Genomic DNA, 23071 nt, shown 5'->3' with positions numbered 1-23071 from the left:
ATTTTAAACATACAAATGGTTGCTTTCGCACAACATATAATTCCTGATGTAATAGAATCAGAGGCAAGAATTGCCTTATCACATTATCCTGAATTAGCTAACACCACAATTGAGTTTAAATTTAAAAAACACATTAAGAAATCTACTATGCAGGCGCAGCCTAAATTTTCAAGTGTATTTAAATCAAAGAATAATAGGTCATATAAAATCTTGATAAGTGAACGTATAAAAATTGCAGACACAGTTTATTATACAAAAGATATACCCTCTAAAATTATGATAGGTTGGTTGGGTCATGAATTAGGCCATGTAATGGATTTTAAACAAAGAAGTGGTCTCAACTTAATTGGTTTTGGTATCAGCTATCTAACCTCTAAAAAATATATTCGTGGTGCTGAGCGTAGAGCTGATTCTTATGCAGTAACACACGGTATGGAAACGTATATTTTGGCAACTAAGGAGTTTATACTTAAAAAAGCAGGCCTAACACAAAAGTATGTAGACCGCATCAAAAACTTTTATTTATCACCAGAGGAAATTATGATTTTAGTGGATGAGCGTGATACGGATTTAAAAGATTAAGGGAGTGCGTTAGTTTTGTTTCTTAACAAAATCTTCCCACTCGGCAAATTTTTCCTCCTTCATCACTCGTTCCATTTTTACCTGACCACCTTTCTTTTTGTTTCTGTTATTCCAAGTATAAAATATTTCTGGATCAACCATAAAAACTTTCACTCCTTTTAATGCTTTAGACCGAGCAACCTTATAATTTTTGTTGGCAGCTTTTAACGATACGTCTAACTTTTTTGCTACCTCTTTAGAATCTTGTTTTGAGGTTGTGCCTAAATACCAAGTATGATAGAATCCATCTTCATATTTTTTTGCACAAAGGGTATATTCTGGTATTTCCATATCGAAAGATTCCATAATATCTTTTAAAGCATCATCTAATTTGTTAACGGATAATTGTGAGCCGACTGTATTTAAGAAAAATTTGGTGCGTCCTGTTATTTTAATTTCAGCACGATCTACGTCAGTAAATTCGACAGTATCACCAATTAAGTATCGCCAAGCACCACTAACGGTACTAATAATCAACACATAATTCTGACCTTTTTCAACTTCGGAAAGTGAAAGAGATGGCGCGTCTTGTGAGAGAGAACCATCATCTAAAATGTAATCAGGATTAAAAGGCACAAACTCAAAGTAAATTCCATTATCGGTTACGAGTTTCATAGCATCAGTTTCTGGTCGACTTTGAAAAGCAATGAAACCTTCAGAAGCTAAATAGGTGTCAATAACGGCAACAGGCTTACCCATTAAAGCATTAAAACTCTTTTCATAAGGCCTAAATGCTACTCCGCCAGAAGTATATACCTGAAGGTTCGGCCATATATCGTGAATGTTGTTGAGGTTGTGTTTTTTGATGACTTCTTTTAGCATTAATTCTATCCAAGAAGGAATGCCACTAAGTGCGCCAATATTCCAATCGGGAGCTTTTTCGGCAATTTTGGCAACCCTATCATCCCAATCTTCAATTTTAGCGATTTCTTTTCCAGGCTTGTAATAACCGCTAAACCAGGAGGGAATATTACTAGCGCTAATACCGCTAATTTCACCTTCAAGATGGTCGTTATTTTCAATTAAATCAGTAGAACTACCGAGCATTAATATTCCGGTCTCAAAAAAATCTGCAGGCAAATCAAAATTAGAAAGTGCTAATACTTGTTTAATGCCAGCTTGCTTGATAGAATCTATCATTTCGTCTGTAACGGGTATTCGCTTACTAGATTTGCCTGTAGTTCCTGAACTTAGCGCAAAATAATCTGGACTACCAGGCCAAGTTACATCCGTTTGGTCTTCGTGTAATTTATGCCACCATTTAACATTGATTTCATTGTAGTCAAAATATGGAACATTGAGTTTAAAGATTGTCTGAATATCCTCATTTTCTAAAATGCTATCAAACCCGTAAGCCTTGCCAAATGAAGTGTCTTTCCCAGATTGTAGTAGGTTTTTGAGTACTTCTTTCTGCTCTTCAATAGGGTTGTCATCACCAGTAATTTTATCAGTTACATTAATGACCCCTTTTATGAAATTTCCAATGATATTCATTTGATTACGGATTTCTAGATTAGGGAGATAAAAATATTTTTTATTCCCTATAAAGATTAACCCGAATCTATTTTAAATAGACGGTATTCAATTTTAGCCTTTAAAATGTATTCATAAAGTGAATATGGGTATTAGCTAAATATGATAAGAACTGCCCCAACTGCAGTTAAGACTAGAATCATCTTTCTAAAAAAAGCTTCTTTAATTAATTTGATAAATCTAACCCCTACAAAAAAGCCAAGCAATATTCCTGGAAGAAGCATAAGGTTTAATGATAATGATTCAAAGGAAATCGTCTCCCAAACGAAAAAATGAAACGGTAGTTTAATAATGTTTATAATGAGAAACAACCAAGCTGCAGTACCGATAAAATGGTTTTTTGGTAATCTAATGGCCAAGAAATAGATATTCGAAAAAGCACCTGCCAAATTACCGACCATTGTTGTTATACCTGCTATTGTACCAATAGAACTTGCAAAGGCCCAGTGGGTGGGTACTGTTTTTATCTTTTTACGATCCCACCAATACATCATAAAAACAGTAGTGATAATAATAACAGACATGCCAATTTTAAAGAATTTTTCGGGTAAATCTTTTCCGATTACTACACCAATCAATACCCCTAGAATCATCCAAGGCAGTACTTTAAAAACGTACTTCCATTGCGTATGTCTATTGTAATAAATTACAGCAAAAATATCAGCCAAAATAAGCAAGGGAACTACCATACCGGTCGATTCTTTTGCGCCAAAGGCTAAGGCCATTAGTGTTACGTTCATAACAGCGACACCTTTTATGCCAGCTTTTGAGAGTCCGATAATAAATGCTGCCCCGTAAGCAAGAATCCAAGCTGTTGGGGTGATTTCAGAAGTCATTGATAGTAGCACGTAGTACGTTTAGCGTATTAGATTTAAAATTATCCGAAAATAACATATCTTTAACAATCAACCTAAAACCAATTTATGGAACTCAGTACTTTAGACTATACTTTTATCATAGTGTTCTTTTCCCTTGTATTAGGCATAGGCGTTTACGTATCAAAAAAATCAGGTAAAAATTCTACAGAATTTTTTCTTTCTGGCCGTACAATGCCTTGGTGGTTATTGGGACTTTCTATGGTCGCGACAACATTTTCAACAGACACCCCTAATTTGGTTACAGATATTGTTCGTACCAAAGGAGTTTCAGGGAATTGGGTATGGTGGTGTTTTTTAATTACAGGGATGCTAACGGTATTTGTATATGCTAAATTATGGCGTAAGTCGAATGTAAATACAGATCTTGAGTTTTATGAAATGAGATACGGTGGCAAACCTGCCAGTTTTTTGCGAAAATTTAGAGCTTTATACCTTGGCGCGTTATTTAACATTATCACGATGGCCTCTGTTACCCTAGCGGCTATTAAGATAGGAGGAATTATGTTGGGGCTTGAGCCATGGGAAACTGTAGTGAGTGCAGGATTAATAACTGTTATTTTTAGCGCCCTTGGTGGATTTAAAGGGGTTGTTTATACAGATTTTTTGTTATTTTTTGTTGCCATGGCAGGTGCAATAGGTGCAGCATATTATTTGGTGAATATTCCAGAGGTTGGTGGAATTGAAGCTTTAATGGCTAATGAAAATGTAGTAGGCAAGCTTAATATTCTACCCGATTTTGACAATACGGAAGTACTTATCATGCTGTTTATTATTCCAATTGCAGTGCAATGGTGGAGCTCTTGGTACCCAGGTGCAGAGCCAGGTGGTGGGGGTTATATAGCACAACGTATGTTAGCGGCAAAAGACGAAAATCATGCAATAGGAGCAACATTCTTTTTCAATATCATGCATTATGCCTTACGACCTTGGCCATGGATTTTGGTGGCGTTAGCATCGTTGGTAGTGTATCCTGATATTGCTAGTATTGCCGAGGCCTTTCCTAATGTTGAGGAAAGTAAATTAGGGCATGATTTAGCCTATTCCGCTATGCTTACCAAATTACCAAGTGGTTTGTTAGGATTGGTCTTGGCATCTTTGATAGCAGCATATATGAGTACCATATCTACACAATTAAATTGGGGCTCATCTTATATTGTTTTTGATTTTTATAAGAGGCAGATTAATCCCAATGCAACCGAAAAACAAATGGTGGCCGTTGGTAGAATTTCTACCGTAGTTCTTATGGTATTGAGTGCATTATTTGCGCTTACCCTACAGAATGCATTTGAGGTATTTGATTTGTTGATACAGTTTGGAGCCGGAACAGGTTTGGTGTTTATACTTCGCTGGTTTTGGTGGAGAATAAATGCGTGGAGTGAAATTACAGCAATGTTCGCTTCTGGAATTCTGGTTATTTCTTTGGCTAAAACTAGCTTAGGCGACTTTCTTTTTGCCGCTGGTACTGGAGTGTTTCCAGAATGGGCAAACTATCCTTTTATAGTGGTTGTTACAACGGCAATTTGGATGTTGGTTACGGTATTAACACCACCTGAAAGCGACGCAACGCTGCGATCATTTTACAGAAAAACCCAACCAGGAGGACCGGGATGGCGAAAGGTGGTTAAGAAAGCGGAAATTGAGAATGAAGAAATTGTGAATACAGGAGAAAAATGGAGTGTACCAGCCGGTATTACTGCAATGCTAATTGGTATTGTTTTAATTTATTCTATTATGTTTGCTACAGGATATTGGATTTATGGCAGAACCACACAAGCTATAGTTTTGACAATTGTTTCAGTTATTTCTGGAGTACTGTTGATAAAAGCTTGGAATCGATTAAAAGATAATCTCTTATAAAGTTATAATGGTAAAGGAAAGAATATTATCAGTTGACATTTTTAGAGGAGCAACTATTTTGCTAATGGTTTTAGTGAATACACCAGGAACATGGTCAAATGTTTATGGTCCATTTCTGCATGCCGATTGGCATGGGTATACACCAACAGATTTAGTTTTTCCTTTCTTTTTGTTTATAGTAGGTACCTCAATAGCTTTTTCTTATAAGGGTAGAAAAGCTAATGCAGAAGTATATAAGAAAATAGGAATTAGGACCTTGAAATTAATTGCCTTAGGTGTTTTTCTTGGTGCCTTTATTATCCATTTTCCGTTTTTTAAGAATTTTCAGGACATTCGATTTCCTGGTGTATTGCAACGAATAGGGGTCGTATTTTTCTTTGCTGCTATTTTATTTATCAATCTTGATTGGAAAAAATTAATTGGGGTAACAGCTATCTTATTAATAGGCTATTGGCTCTTAATGACATTTGTTCCTGTAGAAGGAATTGCGTCAACCTTAGATAGAGCGCCAAATAATTTGGCGAATTGGCTTGATGTACAAGTGTTCGGTTCACATAATTATAAAGCTGACTATGACCCAGAAGGATTATTGAGTACAATACCTTCAATTGCAAGTGCTCTATTGGGTGTTTTTACGGGTTTAATACTCACCTCTAAACATGCAAAGAAGGCAACAATATTGATGGGCCTTGGTGGAAGTTTATTAATCATCGGCCATATTTGGGATATCGTATTTCCAATTAATAAAGCACTTTGGACAAGTAGTTTTGTGTTGGTTACCGCCGGCTGGGCGAACCTCGTTCTTGCCCTCATTTATTATTTAACCGATGTAAAGAAAATAGAATTCGGTTCTGTGTTTCGTTATGCTGGTGCAAATGCAATTGTCATCTACTTCTTATCTAGTTTTATCAGTAAAATAATGGGTCAAATTAAAGTAGGAGAAACCTCTTTACATGGGTGGTTATTTCAAAAAGTATATGTCCATGATTTTCTAGCGCTAGAAACATCGTCTCTCTTGTACGGTCTAAGTGTGGTCTCCTTTTATGGCTTCGTCGGCTATTTCCTATATCAAAGAAAGATATTCATAAAGGTTTAGTTTTTGGTCAATGCCCAAGTGATAAACTGTGGAAATACCTTTCCCCAAGTAGGTAGGTCGTGTTTTCCACCTTCAACTTGAACATAGGTTATATCACCAGGATAAGAGTATCCTTTAGTTTTAAGCTCCTTTATCACATCTAAGGTGTCTTCAATAGCATCGATTATCCCATTGTGGTTTCGGTCCGCAGTTTCGTCTAATGAGCCACATTGAAACCAGAATTTCAAATGTTCAGCGTATGCACCATTTTTTACGACTTCTAGAGCAATTCTACTACGGTCTTTTAGGTCATTTTTTACATAAGGTTTTTTACGCCACCAAAATGATCCGCTAAATACGCCGACTTTTCCAAATAGAGAACTTTGATTGTAAACAATATCGAATGCCGATAAACCACCGAGAGACATACCGCAATAGACCCATTCATTAAAATCTGTAGAAGTTTTGAATTCTTGCTTTAGAAAAGGAACGAATTCTTCAGTAATGAATTTAGAGTATTTTAATGCCTGTCCGCCTCTTCCTTTAAAATCTGCAGTCGAGGCAGTCCCATATTCATGAATACGATTTTCATTACAAGAAAGTCCAACATAAATAAAAGGCTTCATTATTTTTGAAGAAAAAGCTTGAGATAAGCTATGTTCAAGTTTCATTGCTTCAAAGTCTTGCCCATCATTCATTAGTAATACCGAAAAGTCGCTAGTAGATTTCAAATAATCTTGTGGAGCTACAACTCGAAAAAGCACTAAACGATTTAGGTTTATAGAAAAATAACTTCCTTTAATAGTAATGGTCTCTAGTTGAAACTGCATGTATTCTTAGTATAAAAATGCAAGTATAAGTATCCGTAAAAATATATGTCGTGATATTTCAAAATAAATTACATTTGCCGCCCTTAAAACGTTGATTATTAAACATTTTATTTATCTTAATACATGGCGAAAGTAGAACACATACAATATTATTCCAACACCTTAAATAGAAATATTAATCTTGAGGTTACGGGTCATTGGGGTCATCCGATATTAATGTTCCCCTCATCGGGAGGTCAATTTACACAAAATACAGATTTCGGTTTGGTAGGTTCAGTAATGAATTTTATTGATGAAGGTAAAGTGAAAATATATAATGTAGAGACCATTGATATGATGTCTTTCTATGATGATTATATGGATTCTGGCACCAAAATTCATAATTACGAATTGTATATGCAGTTTCTTAAGAATGAATTAATACCGTATATACAAAAAGAGTGTAATACACATCGTATTGGTGTGTCTGGGGTTAGTTTTGGAGGTTTTCACGCAGCCAATACAGCGTTCAGATTTCCAGATTTGATTTCTCATTATATAGGAATGAGCGCAGCATTTAACATACGTTCCATGGCTCCTCAATCTGATGATATGCGAATTTATTATAACTGTCCAGATGAATATATGTTACATGAGGAAGGTTGGAAATATGACCATATGCAAATTGTGCTTGGCACTTCTGATTGGGATATTTGTTTGGATAAAAATAGAAATATGTCGGCCATATTAAAAGGTAAGGGAATTGCTCATTGGTATGATGAGAAAAAATGGATGGACCATGATTGGCCATTGTGGAAAATGATGTTCCCCGAGTATCTAGGCGCCTACTTCAATTGAAATATACTTTCAATTTTGGGTGTTGTCCAAACCAAAACCAATCAAATATCGTATATTAAAGGAGGCAAAAAATTAAAACACATAAAATAAAATGATAAAAAAAGTAGGAATATTATTCGGAATGGAAGACACCTTTCCATGGGCATTTATAGATAAGGTTAATGAATTAGGCAAAGGCAAAATTATTGCTGAGGCAGTTCAAATAGATAAGGTACAACAAGGCATTGATTATGGGTATAGCGTAATTTTTGACCGAATATCTCAAGAAGTACCATTTTATCGTGCGTATTTAAAAAATGCATCATTGATGGGTACGGCAGTTATTAATAATCCATTTTGGTGGAGTGCCGACGAGAAGTTCTTCAATAATTGTTTATCAATGGAAATGGGAATACCAGTGCCTAAAACTGTGCTTTTGCCTTCAAATGCTAGACCTGATAATACTTCAGAAACGTCTTTCCGAAATCTTAAAGTTCCATTGGACTGGGAATATATGTTCGATTATATTGGTTTCCCAGCTTATATGAAACCTCACGATGGTGGCGGATGGAAAAGCGTGTATAGAGTAGAAAACTCAGAACAACTTTTTGAAGCACATAAAGAGACTGAGCAGCTAGTAATGATGCTACAGGAAGAAATTGTTTTCGATGATTACTTTAGAGTCTATTGTTTAGGGCAGAAGTATGTACATATTATGCCATATGACCCAAGAAAGCCTTTTCACGAACGTTATGTAAGCGATATTAAAGCAACTGGCGAAGCTCGTAAGAAACTATTAAAAACGGTACATGACTATACATTGAGACTAAATCAGGCTTTAGGGTATGATTTCAATACTGTTGAGTTTGCAGTACGTGATGGTGTGCCTTATGCAATTGACTTTTGTAACCCAGCACCAGATGCCGATATAAATTCGGTTGGCCAAGAAAATTTTGATTGGATTGTTGAACATTCTGCGAAGTATGCTATTGAAAAAGCCAAAGAGCACAAACCAAACCAAAATAATTCTTCATGGGGAGGTTTTGTAAGAAATTCAATAGCTCCGGTGAAACCAAAAGTAGGTAAGGTTAACTTAAAAACAGCTGCAGAGGCTAAAAAAACTGCCGTTAAAACTGCAGTGAAGAAAGCTCCTGCCAAAACCAAAGCTCCTGCCAAAACCAAAGCACCGGCAAAACCGAAGAAGTAGTAGAATAGTGGCAAATAACTTTAAGAATCAACTGTAATTACATGCATAAATTTACCTTAGGTATTGAAGAAGAATTTCAAGTTTTAGATAGTGATACGTATAGATTACGTTCACAAATGTCGAAAATTATTGACGATGGTAAGGTTCTACTTCAAGAACGAATAAAGGAAGAAATGCATCAGTCTATGGTTGAGATGGGCACCAATATCTGTGAAAACATTCATCAGGTGAGGGATGAGGTTTCATACCTAAGACAACAGGTCATTAAACTAGCAGATGATGAAGGACTAAAAGTTGCAGCTGCTGGAACGCACCCATTTTCTAAATGGGATCAACAATTGATAACCCCTAATCCAAGATATGATGCTATTATCCAAGAAATGGCAGACGTAGCTAGGGGTAATCTTATTTTTGGCATGCACGTACACGTAGGCATACCGAGTAGGGAAGAAGGTTTGGAAATTTTGAACACGGTTCGGTATTTTTTGCCACACCTATATGCATTATCTACAAACTCGCCTTTTTGGGAAGGTCGTAATACAGGCTTCAAATCATATCGAAGTAAAGTATTCGACAAATTTCCAAGAACAGGCATACCTCCTTTTTTTGCTAGTGTGGCTGAGTATGATAAGTTCGTGGATATTTTAGTGAAGACCAATTGTTTGGATAATAGCAAGAAAATTTGGTGGGATATACGATTACACCCTTTTTATCCAACCATTGAATTTAGAATATGCGATGTTGTAATGACTGTAGATGAGGTAACCTGTATTGCAGCGTTAATGCAATGTTTGGTAGCCAAGTTGTACAAGATGAACCGCAAGAATCAGAACTTTAAAAACTATAGACGATTGTTATTGAATGAAAATAAATGGCGGGCTGCTCGATGGGGTATTGAATCAAAGTTGATAGATTTTGGCAAAGAAGAAGAGGTTCCTTTCGCTAAGCTTATGAGTGAACTGTTAGAATTTATAGACGATGTTGTTGACGAGTTAGGTTGCCGGTCTGAAGTTAATTATGTGTACCAAATACTGGAAGCAGGTACTGGTGCAGATAGGCAACTACAAGTTTTTAATGAAACCAATGATTTGGTAGAGGTTACAAAGTATATCGTAGATCAAACAAGAAAAGGACTTTAATAAAGTTAAATAGTATATACGTTTCCAAAATAGCATTTGTTTTGGAACCATTTTTAGTTAGATGAAATGAAGGGGAATTATAATATTGCGGTATTGGATATGAATGCAGGTCAACCCAACGAAGGTATGCGATGCATCACCACGCTTATGGGTGAATTTTTAACACAAGATGGAGTTAAGGGCCGGTATGATATTTTTGAAGTAAGAAACGGACAGGAACTTCCAGATTTAAATGAATATGACATTTTTGTATCGTCTGGCGGGCCAGGTTCACCTTTGAAAACAGGTGCAGAGTGGGAAATTAAATATTTCGAATTTTTAGATTCAATCTTATCCCATAATCTATCTAATGCTCAGAAAAAACATGCTTTTTTAATCTGTCATTCATTTCAATTGGCTTGCCTGCATTGGGATGTGGCAAGGGTTACCAAAAGAAGGTCTACATCATTCGGTATTTTTCCGATTTACAAAACCAAAAGTGGTGAACAGGAGGTTTTATTCAAAGATTTGAACGACCCTTTTTATGCGGTAGATTCGAGGGACTATCAAGTGGTGGGGCCGAAGGAATGGAAATTAGACACATTAGATGGTAAAGTGTTGTGTAGAGAGAAAATTCGGCCAAATGTTCCGTTAGAGCGTGCAGTAATGGCAATTCGTTTTTCCAATGAAATATTTGGCGTGCAATTTCATCCAGAAGCAGATGCTGAGGGAATGCTCCGTTATTTTGGAAAGGAAGAAAAAAGGAATCAGATAGTAAAAAGACATGGCAAGAAAAAATACCTTGAAATGATAACGCAGCTTGATGACAAAGCGAAAATCTGGAAAACCAATAAAACCCTAATCCCAACCTTTTTAAAATTAGCTGCAGAAGCTATCGATAGCCAAAAACTACAAACTGTATGATACCGAAAATTAGGGAAGAGTTTAATGCCACTTATAAAGAAGTGTACTATAAAAATTTGTTAGGGCATATAGTAGATACTTTTAAAGAACCTAGTGCCTTTAGAATTTCTGAAACACCGGTTTTTATAAGTAAGGCTGTCAAAAAAGAAGTGGAAGAAGCTTGCGATTCCATTATTTCTCAATTATGGAAAATTGATTTTTCTGAAATTCGCAGAAAGTTTATTCCTGCAGAACTTCAGTCTCCAGCGCCAATGGGTAATCCCCATTTTTTGGCTATAGATTTTGGACTTTGTGAAGATGGTAATGGCGGTATCACTCCTCAATTAATAGAGTTACAGGCTTTCCCTACATTATTTTTTTATCAACCTTTTTTAGGAGAGGCTTTTATGCAGTATTATCCTAATATGCCAAAAGAAGGCTTTGATTATTATTTGAATGGCCTAGATAAGCAAAGCTATACCGAAAAAGTAAGGAAGGTAATTCTAGGTGATGAAAAGCCCGAAAATGTAATTTTATTGGAACTTTTTCCTGAAAAGCAAAAAACAAGAATTGATTTCTGGTCGACCAAAAAAGCCTTAGGTATAGAAATTGTCTGTATGACTAAAGTTTTGAAGGAAGGAAAAAAATTGTTCTACATGAAAGATGGAACCAAAACACCTATTCACAGAATTTACAATAGGGTTATTTATGATGAATTGGAACGTCTGAAAGACTTAAAAACTAATTTCAACCTGAATGATGATTTAGATGTGGAATGGGTTACACACCCAGATTGGTTTTTTATGATTTCGAAATGTATTATGCCTATGTTGAAGCATAAGAATATTCCGAAATCATATTATTTATCTGATTTTCCGGCCGATTTAGACTTAAATAAATTTGTTTTGAAACCTTTGTTTTCATTTGCAGGTCAGGGTGTTGATTTACATCCTAATCAAGAGACTATCAATGTCATATCAGATAAACAAAATTATATTTTACAGCAAAAGGTTCAATATGCGCCATTGATCAAGACGAATACGCCTAAAAACTCAAAAGTAGAATTACGTATGCTATATGTTTGGAGCGATGAGGAGAATAAGTTAACGCCTGTTATAAATCTTACTCGAATGAGTAAAGGAGAAATGATTAATGTTTCTCATCAAGTAGATGAAACTTGGATTGGCTCTTCAATAAGTTTCTTTGAAAAGTAGTTCTTACTTATTACCCATCAATTTTGCCACATATTTACCAATTACATCAAATTCTAAATTGACAACGGTTCCAACTTTATAGGTGTTGAAACGAGTATGTTCATAGGTATAAGGTATAATGGCTACTTCAAAGGTGTTCTTGCCAGAATTGACAACCGTTAAACTTGTGCCGTCGATAGTAATAGAACCTTTTTCTATAGTAGGGTTGCCAGTTGCCGAATCATATGTAAAAGAAAATATCCAACTACCATTATCTTCGCGTACATCAGTACATTCTCCGGTTTGATCTACATGTCCTTGTACGATATGGCCATCTAGCCTAGACCCCAAAATCATTGCCCGCTCTAAATTAATAGAGTCGTTAGTTTTTAGACTTTTAAGATTGGTTTTCTTTAAGGTTTCTGCAATTGCAGTCACGGTATATGTAGTGTCGGTTAAGCTTACAACGGTCAAACAAACGCCATTATGAGCTACACTCTGATCTATTTTAAGTTCTGAAGTAAGGTTAGATTCTATAGTTATATCTAAGTTGCCACCTTTTGCCTCAAGAGAGGTTACCTTACCTAACGTTTCAATAATTCCAGTGAACATGTGTCGTTTAATTTAAGTAATTTTGGGTATTCAAAATTGAGTACAAAGGTACAGATTATCATGGAGGAAAATAGTAAAATAAGGTTAGGCATCTCTATAGGAGACTTAAATGGAATAGGCTGTGAGGTGGCGTTGAAAACATTTGAAGATAGTAGAATGTTAGATTTTTGCACACCTATAATCTTTGCTTCTAATAAAACCGTTTCCTATCAAATGAAGGAATTGGGACTTAATATCGTATTTAATGGAGTGCCAGATGCTTCTAAGGCAATTGACAATAAAATTAATATCGTAAACGTCTGGAAAGAGATTCCTAAAATCGAATTTGGGCAATCTACAGAAGAAGGCGGTACATATGCTATCAAATCTTTAAAAGCAGCTGTTGAGGCTCTTAAGAAAGGAGACATTGATGTATTGGTTACTGCCCCTATCAATAAGAACAATATTCAATCAGAAGAATTTAAATTTCCTGGGCATACAGATTATTTGGCGCAAGAACTTAAAGGAGAAAGTTTAATGTTCATGGTTACTGATACATTAAAGGTAGGGTTGCTGACAGACCACGTTGCTGTAAAGGATGTTTCTGCAGCAATAATTCCAAGATTAATTCGCGACAAAATCAATACCATCGAAAAATCGCTTATGATGGATTTTCGAATTCGTAAGCCTAAAATTGCTTTACTCGGTATAAATCCGCATAGTGGAGATAATGGAGTAATTGGCAAAGAAGATGATGAAATTTTGAAGCCAGTTATTCGTGAAATGTCGGATATGGGGCACTTGGTCTACGGACCATATTCTGCAGATAGTTTCTTTGGCTCTGATGGATACAAAAAGTTCGATGCTATTTTAGCGGCATACCATGATCAAGGATTAATTCCTTTTAAAACAATTTCTTTCGGTCAAGGTGTTAATTTTACAGCTGGTCTAGATAAGGTAAGAACATCACCGGACCACGGTACTGCATATGAAATTGCAGGAAAGGGTGTGGCTGACGAAAGTTCGTTTAAAGAGGCCGTGTTTATGGCTTTAAAAATTTTCAAGAACAGAACCGAGTATCAAGAGCTTACACAAGATGTCTTAAAAAAGCAGCGTTTAAAAAGAGAACGCTAGTATTTTTATAAGCCAAAAAAGTTATAAAGATAAATAGTTGATAACTATTGCCTTTTATTAAAAAAATAGTATCTTTGCACCCGCCTTTTATGGGTCGATATTGTTAAATTAAGTGTGTACGTGATGAAGCAAAAGGAGTTTAATATTCCTTTCTCAGGATTGAAGCAAGGAAAACACAACTTTAATTACCAGATTGATAATACGTTCTTTGATTCTTTTGGATACGATGAGTTCAATGCTGCCAACATCAATTTAGATGTTGTACTGAATAAAACCAGTACGATGTTAGAGGTTGATATGGAGGCATCAGGCACGGTAAATGTCAATTGCGACATTACGAGTGAGCCTTTTGATCAACCAATAGATGCAGGTTTGCATTTGGTTGTTAAATTTGGTGAAGAATATAATGACGAGGATATTGAAATCCTTATTCTTCCTCACCGTGAACATGAGTTGAACATTACACAGTATGTGTACGAAATGCTTGTATTAGCAGTTCCGCAAAAAAGAATTCATCCTGGTATTGAAGATGGCACTTTAGAATCTGAAGTGTTAGACAGGTTAAAAGAGCTTCAACCAAAAGAGAAAAGATCAAACAAAGAAGAAAACGATCCCCGTTGGGATGAATTAAAGAAACTATTAACGGATAAATAAGGTTTAAATGGCACATCCTAAAAGAAAAATTTCCAAAACAAGGAGAGACAAGAGAAGAACACATTATAAGGCAGTAGCACCTACTTTGGCCAAGGATTCCTCAACAGGAGAAATGCACTTGTACCATAGAGCTCACTGGCACGAAGGTAAATTACACTATAGAGGTCAAGTTTTAGTTGATAAAACTGAAGAAGCAGAAGCTTAAGACTTTTTTAAATGATACATAGCTCCCACTTCGTAAGAAGTAGGGAGTTTTTTTTAGCCCAATTTGTTTATTATCTCTTCGTCGTACACATGACTTAAGAGTAAAATGTTATTTGTTCAATAATGGGAAATTTTCAAATACCAGATAACTTTAAGAGAAAAGTCGCTGAAAATCATTATTTTTCATGACTTTTGACTCGTTTTTTAAGTTTTTTACAAGAAAGCAAATAAAGTATGACCAAAATTACAGCAGCTATAACCGCGGTAGGAGGCTATGTTCCCCAATTTGTAATGACGAATAAAATGCTTGAGGATTTGGTTGATACCAATGACGAATGGATTACCACAAGAACCGGTATAAAGGAAAGAAGAGTATTAAAGAAAGAAGAAGGGGAGGGCACATCATATTTAGCGATTAAAGCAGCTCAAGATCTTATGAAAAAGAAAGGTCTTGATGCAGCAGAAATAGATTTGATAATTGTCGCGACTGCAACTCCAGATAGTATGGTAGCTTCAACGGCAGCTTTTGTTGCTTCTGAAATTGGAGCGGTTAATGCATTTGCATATGATTTATTAGCGGCTTGTTCAAGTTTCTTATTTGGCATGTCGGCCGTAGCTGGTCATATAGAAACGGGTCGTTATAAAAAGGTTTTATTGATTGGTGCAGATAAAATGTCGTCAATTATAGATTATACCGATCGCACTACCTGCATTATTTTTGGGGATGGTGCCGGTGCTGTTCTTTTTGAACCAAATACTGAAGGATTAGGTTTGCAAGACGAATATTTAAGAGCAGATGGTAATGGAAGAAAGTTTTTAGGCATGGAAGGTGGTGGCTCTATAATGCCTGCCACTATAGAAAGTGTTCAGAATAGAAAGCATTTTATTTTTCAGGAAGGAAAAACGGTTTTTAAATTTGCAGTTTCGAATATGGCAGATGTGGCCGCCAAAATCATGACAAGAAATGATTTAACTGAAAAGGATGTTAAGTGGCTGGTACCGCATCAAGCAAACAAACGTATTATTGATGCTACTGCAAGAAGAATGGGAATAGATGATTCAAAAGTAATGATGAATATTCAGCGTTATGGCAACACTACGTCTGCAACATTACCGCTTTTATTATTTGATTACGAAAAACAGCTTAAAAAAGGAGATAACTTAGTATTTGCTGCCTTTGGTGGCGGATTTACATGGGGTTCCATTTATTTAAAATGGGCATATAATTAACGAACAACTACCAACATAACTTATATAAATATGGATATTAAAGAGATTCAAAGCCTTATCAAGTTTGTGGCTAAATCTGGTGCAAGCGAGGTAAAATTGGAGACGGATGATATTAAAATCACAATCCGTACTGGAAGCCTTGGGAATGGTAATTCTGAACCTACCTATGTGCATACGATGCCAATGGCGCAGCAAGCAATGTCAGCACCAGCACAAACAGAGCAGCAACAAGCAGCAATAAATAGCGCTGCTGAAGCTGAAAAAAAGAAGTCGGAAGACGAAAAATATATTACAATCAAGTCACCTATCATTGGTACTTTCTACAGAAAACCTTCTCCAGACAAACCAGTTTTTGTTGAGGTTGGTGATACTATAGGTAATGGTGACGTACTTTGTGTTATTGAAGCGATGAAATTGTTCAATGATATCGAATCTGAAGTTTCAGGAACTATCGTTAAAATATTAGTAGACGATTCTTCACCAGTAGAGTTTGATCAACCATTATTTTTGGTAGATCCTTCTTAACTAAATTTTGAGTAGTAATTGTTAGATACTATTGTTAGAATGGTATGTAAGAATCATGTCGAACCTAGAACTTAAAATTTTAAAGATGTTTAAAAAAATACTGATTGCAAATAGGGGAGAAATCGCTTTACGTGTTATTCGTACCTGTAAGGAAATGGGTATTAAAACCGTTGCTGTTTATAGTAAGGCCGATGAGGAAAGCTTGCATGTGCGTTTTGCAGATGAAGCTGTTTGTATTGGGCCAGCTGCAAGTAGCGAATCCTATTTAAAGATTCCGAATATAATTGCTGCTGCAGAAATCACAAATGCAGATGCCATTCACCCAGGTTATGGTTTTCTATCAGAAAATTCGAAGTTCTCACGTATTTGTGCAGAGCACGAGATAAAATTTATTGGAGCTTCTGGGGATCAAATTGACAAAATGGGAGATAAGGCCACGGCCAAACAAACCATGAAAGAAGCTGGCGTACCTTGCGTACCTGGTTCAGAAGGTCTTTTAAAAGATGTTGCAGATGCCAAAAAGATAGCTAAGAAAATGGGCTATCCGGTAATGATCAAAGCTACTGCAGGTGGCGGTGGTAAAGGTATGCGTGCTGTATTTTCTGAAGACAAAATGGAAGAGCTTTTTGATAGTGCGGTTAATGAAGCTACTGCTGCCTTTGGAAATGGCGCTATGTACATGGAAAAATTGATAGAAGAGCCAAGGCATATAGAAATTCAAATCGTTGGTGATCAATATGGGAAAGCATGTCACCTTTCTGAAAGAGATTGTTCTATACAAAGACGCCATCAAAAACTAACAGAAGAAACTCCGTCGCCATTTATGACCGATAAATTACGGGAAGCAATGGGGGAAGCTGCGGTTAAGGCTGCAGAGTATATTAAGTATGAAGGAGCTGGGACTATAGAATTTTTGGTTGACAAACACCGTAAGTTCTATTTCATGGAAATGAATACCCGTATTCAAGTAGAGCACCCTATTACTGAGCAAGTAATAGATTACGATTTAATTCGTGAGCAAATTTTAGTGGCTGCTGGTGTGCCTATTTCAGGTAAAAATTACCTTCCAAAACTACACTCTATAGAATGTAGAATTAATGCAGAGGATCCTTATAATAACTTTAGACCGTCACCAGGTAGGATTACCACCTTACATATACCAGGAGGTCATGGAGTTCGTATGGATACGCATGTATATAGTGGGTATAGTATACCGCCGAATTATGATTCTATGATTGCAAAGTTGATAACGACAGCCCAAACAAGGGAAGAAGCAATCAATAAAATGAAGCGTGCACTTGACGAGTTTGTAATAGAAGGTGTAAAAACTACGATTCCTTTTCATAGGCAGTTAATGGACCATCCAGATTATTTGGCTGGAAATTATACAACAGCCTTTATGAATAATTGGAAAATGAATCCACCCAAGGAAGATTAACACAAAACTCCAACAGCAATGTTGGAGTTTTTTTATTCTTATACTTGTCTCTTAAACAATGTTACTCTTAAGGTGTTTAAGTATCTTTAAATCCAAACTGTATCATCAAAACTGATAGATTCATATTAATGACAAGAATTCTACCAATTGCATTTATTCTAATTGTCCTTTTATTTGGATGTAAAAATATATCATCTGAAAAGCCAGATATCTCATCTAGAGAAGATAAAGAAGTAGGAGTTTCAAGACCAACAATAAGTTTTACTTTCGATGATGGAATTACATCAGATATAGCTGGTATTAAATTTGAGGAATGGAACAGTATGATATTATCGCATCTTGAAAATGAAAATTTAAAAGCTGTGTTCTTTGTAACGGGAAAGAACAAATTAAATAAAAAAGGCCAGAATTTATTGAATAGTTGGAATGATAAAGGACATAATATAGCAAATCACACCTTCACCCACCCTAATTTCAATTCTCAAAAAAACAATGTTCAACTATTTAAAAACGAACTAATACAAACGGATTCTATTATTTCAAAACTGAGTAACTGGGTCAAGTTGTTTCGATTTCCATATTTGAAAGAGGGAGCAAGTAAAGCAAAAGTAGATAGTATCCGAAACGTACTTATAGATAACAATTATAAGAATGGATATGTTACAATTGATGCATCTGATTGGTATATAAATCAACGTTTAATTAACCGTATAAATGCAGTTGGCATTGAAAATACCAAAATAGATAAGTTTAAGAAATTCTATATACAGCATTTGATAGATAGGGCTAATTATTATGAAAAGCTTTCATATCAAATTAATAAGAGACATATTAATCACACCCTTTTACTCCATCATAATTTAACATCTGCTTTATTCTTAGGAGATTTAATTAAGGATTTCAAGAAAAAAGGGTGGACCATTATTAACGCTAAAGAAGCTTATCAAGATGAAGTATTTGAAAAGCAACCAAAGTCAGAATATGCTGGTGAAAGTTTAATATGGTCGTTAGCGAAACAATCTGGTAAATTTGAACAATCACTTCGATATCCTGCGGAAGATAGCAGGTATGAAGAAAATGCCATGGATTCACTAGGATTATAATTTAAAAGACAAATTGAATATGAACCTTAGCTACTGGGAGCGCAAATCTTGGTTTTCGAATATTGATTTTACCATAATCGGCAGCGGCATTGTTGGTTTAAACTGTGCCATAGAATTAAAAAATAACTTTCCACAAGCCCGTATATTGGTTTTGGAAAAAGGCACCTTACCACAAGGCGCTAGTACGAAGAATGCAGGGTTTGCTTGTTTTGGCAGTATTTCAGAAATTTTATCCGACCTAAAAACACATTCAGAGCAAGAGGTCGTAAATTTAGTTAGTGATAGATGGAAAGGTATTCAGGCGCTACGTAGTCTATTAGGAGATTCATCAATTGGTTTTGAAAAACATGGAGGACACGAACTTTTTTTAGAAAGAGACGAGGAACTTTATCAACATTGTCGCAAGAATATAATTGAGATAAATAATTTATTGCGACCTATTTTTAAGGAGGATGCTTTTGAAACCGCACCAAACCAATTTCATTTTAAGGGTATTAAAAACGAATATATCTCCCAAGTTTACGAAGGTCAAATCAATACGGGAGAGATGATGAAATCCTTGTTGCAGTTAGCATTGAAAAAAGGAATCACCATATTAAATGCTACTAAGGTCGATTCGTATAAAGAGTCTGGCAACAAGGTTACAATTTGCGCAAATGATTTCGAGTTTCAAACCAGTAAGCTATTGATAGCCACAAATGGTTTTGCTTCACAATTGCTTCCAGAAAAAGTAAGCCCAGCGAGGGCGCAAGTTCTTATTACGAAACCTATTCCTAATTTATCTATCAAAGGAACATTCCATTTAGATGAAGGCTATTATTATTTTCGAAATGTGGGTAATCGTGTACTTTTTGGGGGTGGTAGAAATTTAGATTTTAAGAGAGAGGAGACCTACGATTTTGGAACTACCAACTTGGTTGAAGACAAACTTAAAGAATTATTAAAAACAGTTATTCTGCCTAATAATGAATTTGAAATCGATTATAGTTGGAGTGGAATTATGGGCGTTGGCCAACAAAAAAAACCAATTATAAAACAACTTACCGAAAATGTGGCTTGTGGAGTGCGTTTGGGGGGTATGGGAATTGCCATAGGGACAACAATAGGCAAGCAGTTGGCAAGTATTTTCAAATAGCTTGTATTCCTTTTAACTTGTTTTTTTAAATCTTATCCGAAAGACACGTATTCTCTTGATTTTATTTTTAAATTGTACATCCCCTTGGCTTATCTATTACCCGGATTAATGTATCGGTTTACCTAGAACAGTAGACTACTAATATGGTTTGTAATAGCATTGAATACTATATGAAAGAATTGACACAAAGGAGTGCCACGGGTAAAATGTTAGCTGTGTTAGTGGTTATGTGCATTTTAGGATGCGGTGCGTCACAAACGCACTACCAGCGCGAATATGCTAAAGTGTGGAAAGAATTGATAAAATCTCAAGCATGGCAAGAGTCTTTGCGTGCAAACAATACTGAAAATACAGAAGCGTTATATGCTAGTAATGATAACGAGGTTTTACTAGCCAATGATGCAAAAATAGAAGCTGGTTTTGAAGACCGGTACCAGGCTCTGGTATCAAAGGCATATTTTAAAATAATTACCGAAGCAGAGAAAGCAGATGCCCGTATTTCTGCAGATTATAAATTATTGCAAGACGATGAATTGTCTATATCAATTAGTAAAAAGCAAGAGCATGAAATCACTAAAAAATATGAAGCTCATAAAGCGATGTTGAGTGGGCTAAAGTCTTGGAATATTTTTAGTGAGGACCGTTCGGGTGATTTAGATTATTTTAAAATTGAAAATGAAGGTGCTATCCTAAGAATGATACAATCTGGCGATGCAGACCATCAAATGGTAAATTACTTGATTTATAAATTAGCAGATTTATACCACGTTGAAGAAAATTGAAGAATTCGATACCTTAAAGAATGAAGCTTACAATTATTGTGGGCAATTTGTGGCAGAGAGGCTAGGAAGAATACAGAGGCAGATAAAAGAACTTGAAACTGCGCTAACATCAGAAACAAAAAGTAGTGCGGGTGATAAGCATGAAACTGGCAGGGCAATGATTCAATTAGAGCGCGAAAAACTGGGTCAGCAATTATCAGAATTAGAAAAAACACAACAACTTCTTTCTAAAGTGCCAAAAGACAGGAACTCCCAATTGGTTGGTTTGGGAAACTTGGTAATGACCGATTCCTTCGCATATTATATAGCGATATCTGCAGGAGAGTATAAAAATTCGACCAATTCTGTGTATTGTATATCTGCCGCTACTCCAATCGGAAAATTGATTTACGGTAAGGCTATCGGAGACACTTTTCATTTTAATGGCAAAACCTCAACGATACTAACAATTCAATAATATTTCGTATAAAATATTTGGCTATCTTAAAGCCGGCATATCTTTTTTTGCCTAATTAATAATATGGATAAGAAAAGAAAATTACGAAGTAGCGAGTGGTTTGGTGGTAACGATAAAATGGGTTTTGTTCACCGATCTTGGTTAAGAAATCAAGGATATCCCGATGATTATTTTGAAGGGAAACCAGTAATAGGAATTTGTAATACCTGGTCTGAACTAACACCATGTAATGGCCACCTTCGAGATTTTGCTGAGGTTGTAAAAAGAGGAATTTTAGAAGCAGGCGGATTTCCTTTAGAGTTTCCAGTAATGTCTTTAGGCGAGACTATTATGAAACCCACTACCATGTTATTTCGCAATTTAGCGAGTATGGATACAGAAGAATCCATTCGCGCCAATCCATTAGACGGAATCGTTTTATTGACAGGATGTGATAAAACCACACCTTCCACAATAATGGGCGCGTGTAGTGTAGATCTACCTACCATTGTTGTTCCTGGCGGGCCTATGTTAACAGGTCGTTTTAGAGGAGAGAAGATAGGTTCTGGTTCTATGAACTGGATGATAAAAGAGCGCCAAGAGATTGGAGGATATTCAGCAGAAGATATTAAAGAAGCAGAAGTTTGTGTTGCTAGAAGTATTGGGCATTGCAATACCATGGGTACCGCTTCAACTATGGCTACTATGTGTGAAGCTTTAGGGTTAACATTACCAGGCTTTTCTTCAATACCTGCAGTTGATTCAAGAAAAAAATTATTCGCTCAATTATCTGGAAGGCGAATTGTAGAAATGGTAAAGGAAGATTTAAAACTTTCTAAAATATTAACTAGAAAAGCGTTTGAGAATTCGATTGTAACCAATGCTGCCGTAGGTGGCTCAACAAATCTTATAATTCATTTAACAGCAATTGCAGGTAGAATAGGAGTGAAATTAAATTTAGAGGATTTTGATATTGTAGGCAGTAAAGTGCCTTTGCTTGTAAATTTAAAACCGTCTGGAAAATATTTAATGGAAGACTTCTTTTATGCAGGCGGATTGCCAGTGGTCATGAAAGAATTGAAACCATTGTTACATGATGAGACCATTACTGTTAATGGTAAGAAAATTACAGATAATTACGAAAGTGAAGTATGTTATGACAGAGATGTTATTGCAGCTTTGGAACATCCTTTTCAGGAAAAAGCGGGAATTGCCGTATTAAAAGGGAATTTATGTGAAAATGGAGCCGTTATTAAACCCTCGGCAGCTACACCAAAATTGATGAAGCATCGTGGTGAAGCGGTTGTATTTGAAAGTATGGAAGACTACCATGAGCGGATTGACGACCCAAATTTAGAAATTGATGAGAATAGTGTGATTGTTCTTAAGGGTGTTGGTCCAAAAGGATATCCAGGAATGCCGGAAGTGGGTAATGTTGACCTTCCTAAAAAACTATTAGCAAAAGGAATAACTGATATTATTCGCATTTCAGATGGGCGAATGAGCGGAACAGCTGCGGGAACGGTTATTCTTCATGTATCTCCAGAATCTACGGTTGGTGGAACGTTAGCATTTGTGAAAAATGGTGACATGATAGAATTGAATGTGGAAAAACGTTCACTGCATCTTGATGTTGAATTAGAAGAGTTAATTAAACGAAAAAAAGAATGGGTTGCCCCAGAACCGTTAGCTAAACGAGGATATGTTAAAATGTATATTGATCATGTAGAACAAGCCGATAAAGGAGCTGATTTAGATTTCCTTGTAGGTGGTTCAGGGTCAAAAGTAGAACGAGATTTACATTAAAC

Annotated in this window: 23 protein-coding genes; 19 read left to right on the top strand and 4 right to left on the bottom strand. The window is 35.9% G+C overall.

Annotated elements, in window-relative coordinates; all coding sequences use genetic code 11:
- The first annotated feature begins 15 nt into the window (after window positions 1–15).
- A complete protein-coding gene (locus tag B5X55_RS04765; protein ID WP_079511457.1) occupies window positions 16–582 on the top strand; it encodes a hypothetical protein in 567 nt (188 codons plus the stop codon).
- A 9-nt stretch (window positions 583–591) separates the two neighbouring features.
- On the opposite strand, the gene B5X55_RS04760 is transcribed toward B5X55_RS04765, so the two are convergent.
- Complete coding sequence (locus tag B5X55_RS04760; RefSeq protein ID WP_079511456.1) at window positions 592–2115, bottom strand: GH3 family acyl-acid amido synthetase; 1524 nt, start codon at window positions 2113–2115, stop codon at window positions 592–594.
- Between the two features lie 131 nt (window positions 2116–2246).
- Entirely contained in the window at window positions 2247–2990 is a 744-nt protein-coding gene (locus B5X55_RS04755; RefSeq protein ID WP_079511455.1) for a sulfite exporter TauE/SafE family protein, read from the bottom strand.
- A gap of 87 nt (window positions 2991–3077) precedes the next feature.
- Here B5X55_RS04755 and B5X55_RS04750 point away from each other — a divergent pair, with 87 nt between their 5' ends.
- Together B5X55_RS04750 and B5X55_RS04745 are read left to right on the top strand one after the other, a co-directional pair.
- Window positions 3078–4889 carry a sodium:solute symporter family protein gene (locus tag B5X55_RS04750; RefSeq protein WP_079511454.1) on the top strand — a complete coding sequence of 604 codons (1812 nt, stop codon included), beginning with the start codon at window positions 3078–3080 and terminating at the stop codon, window positions 4887–4889.
- 7 nt (window positions 4890–4896) lie between these two features.
- On the top strand, window positions 4897–5985 hold the full coding sequence (locus tag B5X55_RS04745) for an acyltransferase family protein (RefSeq protein WP_079511453.1): 1089 nt from the start codon (window positions 4897–4899) through the stop codon (window positions 5983–5985).
- Here the strand turns inward: B5X55_RS04745 and B5X55_RS04740 are convergent.
- Complete coding sequence (locus B5X55_RS04740; protein ID WP_079511452.1) at window positions 5982–6794, bottom strand: alpha/beta hydrolase; 813 nt, start codon at window positions 6792–6794, stop codon at window positions 5982–5984. The two genes, B5X55_RS04745 and B5X55_RS04740, sit on opposite strands and share 4 nt — an antisense overlap.
- A 123-nt stretch (window positions 6795–6917) precedes the next feature.
- Between B5X55_RS04740 and B5X55_RS04735 the strand changes: the two genes are divergently transcribed.
- From B5X55_RS04735 to B5X55_RS04715, 5 genes are all read left to right on the top strand, one after another.
- Entirely contained in the window at window positions 6918–7631 is a 714-nt protein-coding gene (locus B5X55_RS04735; RefSeq protein ID WP_079511451.1) for an alpha/beta hydrolase-fold protein, read from the top strand.
- 91 nt (window positions 7632–7722) lie between these two features.
- On the top strand, window positions 7723–8817 hold the full coding sequence (locus tag B5X55_RS04730) for an ATP-grasp domain-containing protein (protein WP_079511450.1): 1095 nt from the start codon (window positions 7723–7725) through the stop codon (window positions 8815–8817).
- A 41-nt stretch (window positions 8818–8858) separates the two neighbouring features.
- Window positions 8859–9956, top strand: a complete 1098-nt coding sequence (locus B5X55_RS04725) for a carboxylate-amine ligase (protein ID WP_079511449.1) — start codon at window positions 8859–8861, stop codon at window positions 9954–9956.
- Window positions 9957–10022: 66 nt separating this feature from the next.
- Window positions 10023–10859 (top strand): type 1 glutamine amidotransferase, encoded by an 837-nt coding sequence (locus tag B5X55_RS04720; RefSeq protein WP_079511448.1) that lies wholly within the window; start codon window positions 10023–10025, stop codon window positions 10857–10859.
- A complete protein-coding gene (locus B5X55_RS04715; RefSeq protein ID WP_079511447.1) occupies window positions 10856–12052 on the top strand; it encodes a hypothetical protein in 1197 nt (398 codons plus the stop codon). Before B5X55_RS04720 ends, B5X55_RS04715 begins: the two co-directional genes overlap by 4 nt.
- 3 nt (window positions 12053–12055) lie before the next feature.
- Here the strand turns inward: B5X55_RS04715 and B5X55_RS04710 are convergent, their stop codons facing one another.
- Window positions 12056–12643, bottom strand: a complete 588-nt coding sequence (locus B5X55_RS04710) for a riboflavin synthase (protein ID WP_079511446.1) — start codon at window positions 12641–12643, stop codon at window positions 12056–12058.
- 60 nt (window positions 12644–12703) lie between these two features.
- Between B5X55_RS04710 and pdxA the strand changes: the two genes are divergently transcribed.
- The 11 genes from pdxA (at window position 12704) to B5X55_RS04655 (ending at window position 23069) form a co-directional block, all read left to right on the top strand.
- On the top strand, window positions 12704–13756 hold the full coding sequence (gene pdxA, locus B5X55_RS04705) for a 4-hydroxythreonine-4-phosphate dehydrogenase PdxA (RefSeq protein WP_079511445.1): 1053 nt from the start codon (window positions 12704–12706) through the stop codon (window positions 13754–13756).
- A gap of 123 nt (window positions 13757–13879) precedes the next feature.
- Window positions 13880–14410 (top strand): YceD family protein, encoded by a 531-nt coding sequence (locus B5X55_RS04700; RefSeq protein WP_079511444.1) that lies wholly within the window; start codon window positions 13880–13882, stop codon window positions 14408–14410.
- Window positions 14411–14417: 7 nt separating this feature from the next.
- Complete coding sequence (gene rpmF / locus B5X55_RS04695) at window positions 14418–14615, top strand: 50S ribosomal protein L32 (RefSeq protein ID WP_079511443.1); 198 nt, start codon at window positions 14418–14420, stop codon at window positions 14613–14615.
- Window positions 14616–14848: 233 nt separating this feature from the next.
- On the top strand, window positions 14849–15844 hold the full coding sequence (locus tag B5X55_RS04690) for a beta-ketoacyl-ACP synthase III (protein WP_079511442.1): 996 nt from the start codon (window positions 14849–14851) through the stop codon (window positions 15842–15844).
- Between the two features lie 30 nt (window positions 15845–15874).
- Window positions 15875–16369, top strand: a complete 495-nt coding sequence (accB, locus tag B5X55_RS04685; RefSeq protein ID WP_079511441.1) for an acetyl-CoA carboxylase biotin carboxyl carrier protein — start codon at window positions 15875–15877, stop codon at window positions 16367–16369.
- An 85-nt stretch (window positions 16370–16454) separates the two neighbouring features.
- Entirely contained in the window at window positions 16455–17807 is a 1353-nt protein-coding gene (gene accC, locus B5X55_RS04680) for an acetyl-CoA carboxylase biotin carboxylase subunit (protein ID WP_079511600.1), read from the top strand.
- A 128-nt stretch (window positions 17808–17935) separates the two neighbouring features.
- On the top strand, window positions 17936–18910 hold the full coding sequence (locus tag B5X55_RS04675) for a polysaccharide deacetylase family protein (protein WP_079511440.1): 975 nt from the start codon (window positions 17936–17938) through the stop codon (window positions 18908–18910).
- Window positions 18911–18929: 19 nt separating this feature from the next.
- Window positions 18930–20045: an NAD(P)/FAD-dependent oxidoreductase gene (locus tag B5X55_RS04670; RefSeq protein ID WP_079511439.1), complete on the top strand. Its 1116-nt coding sequence runs from the start codon at window positions 18930–18932 to the stop codon at window positions 20043–20045.
- A 170-nt stretch (window positions 20046–20215) separates the two neighbouring features.
- Window positions 20216–20827 carry a hypothetical protein gene (locus B5X55_RS04665; RefSeq protein ID WP_143814402.1) on the top strand — a complete coding sequence of 204 codons (612 nt, stop codon included), beginning with the start codon at window positions 20216–20218 and terminating at the stop codon, window positions 20825–20827.
- Window positions 20814–21284 carry a 3-oxoacyl-ACP synthase gene (locus B5X55_RS04660; RefSeq protein ID WP_234999664.1) on the top strand — a complete coding sequence of 157 codons (471 nt, stop codon included), beginning with the start codon at window positions 20814–20816 and terminating at the stop codon, window positions 21282–21284. Before B5X55_RS04665 ends, B5X55_RS04660 begins: the two co-directional genes overlap by 14 nt.
- Window positions 21285–21347: 63 nt before the next feature.
- Entirely contained in the window at window positions 21348–23069 is a 1722-nt protein-coding gene (locus tag B5X55_RS04655; RefSeq protein WP_079511437.1) for an IlvD/Edd family dehydratase, read from the top strand.
- The last annotated feature ends 2 nt before the right edge of the window (window positions 23070–23071 follow it).

Origin of the sequence: Maribacter arcticus, assembly GCF_900167935.1 — a bacterium.
GTDB lineage: Bacteria > Bacteroidota > Bacteroidia > Flavobacteriales > Flavobacteriaceae > Maribacter > Maribacter arcticus.
The sequence above is the reverse complement of the archived record's forward strand: the minus strand, read 5'-3'. Positions and strand labels throughout refer to the sequence as shown.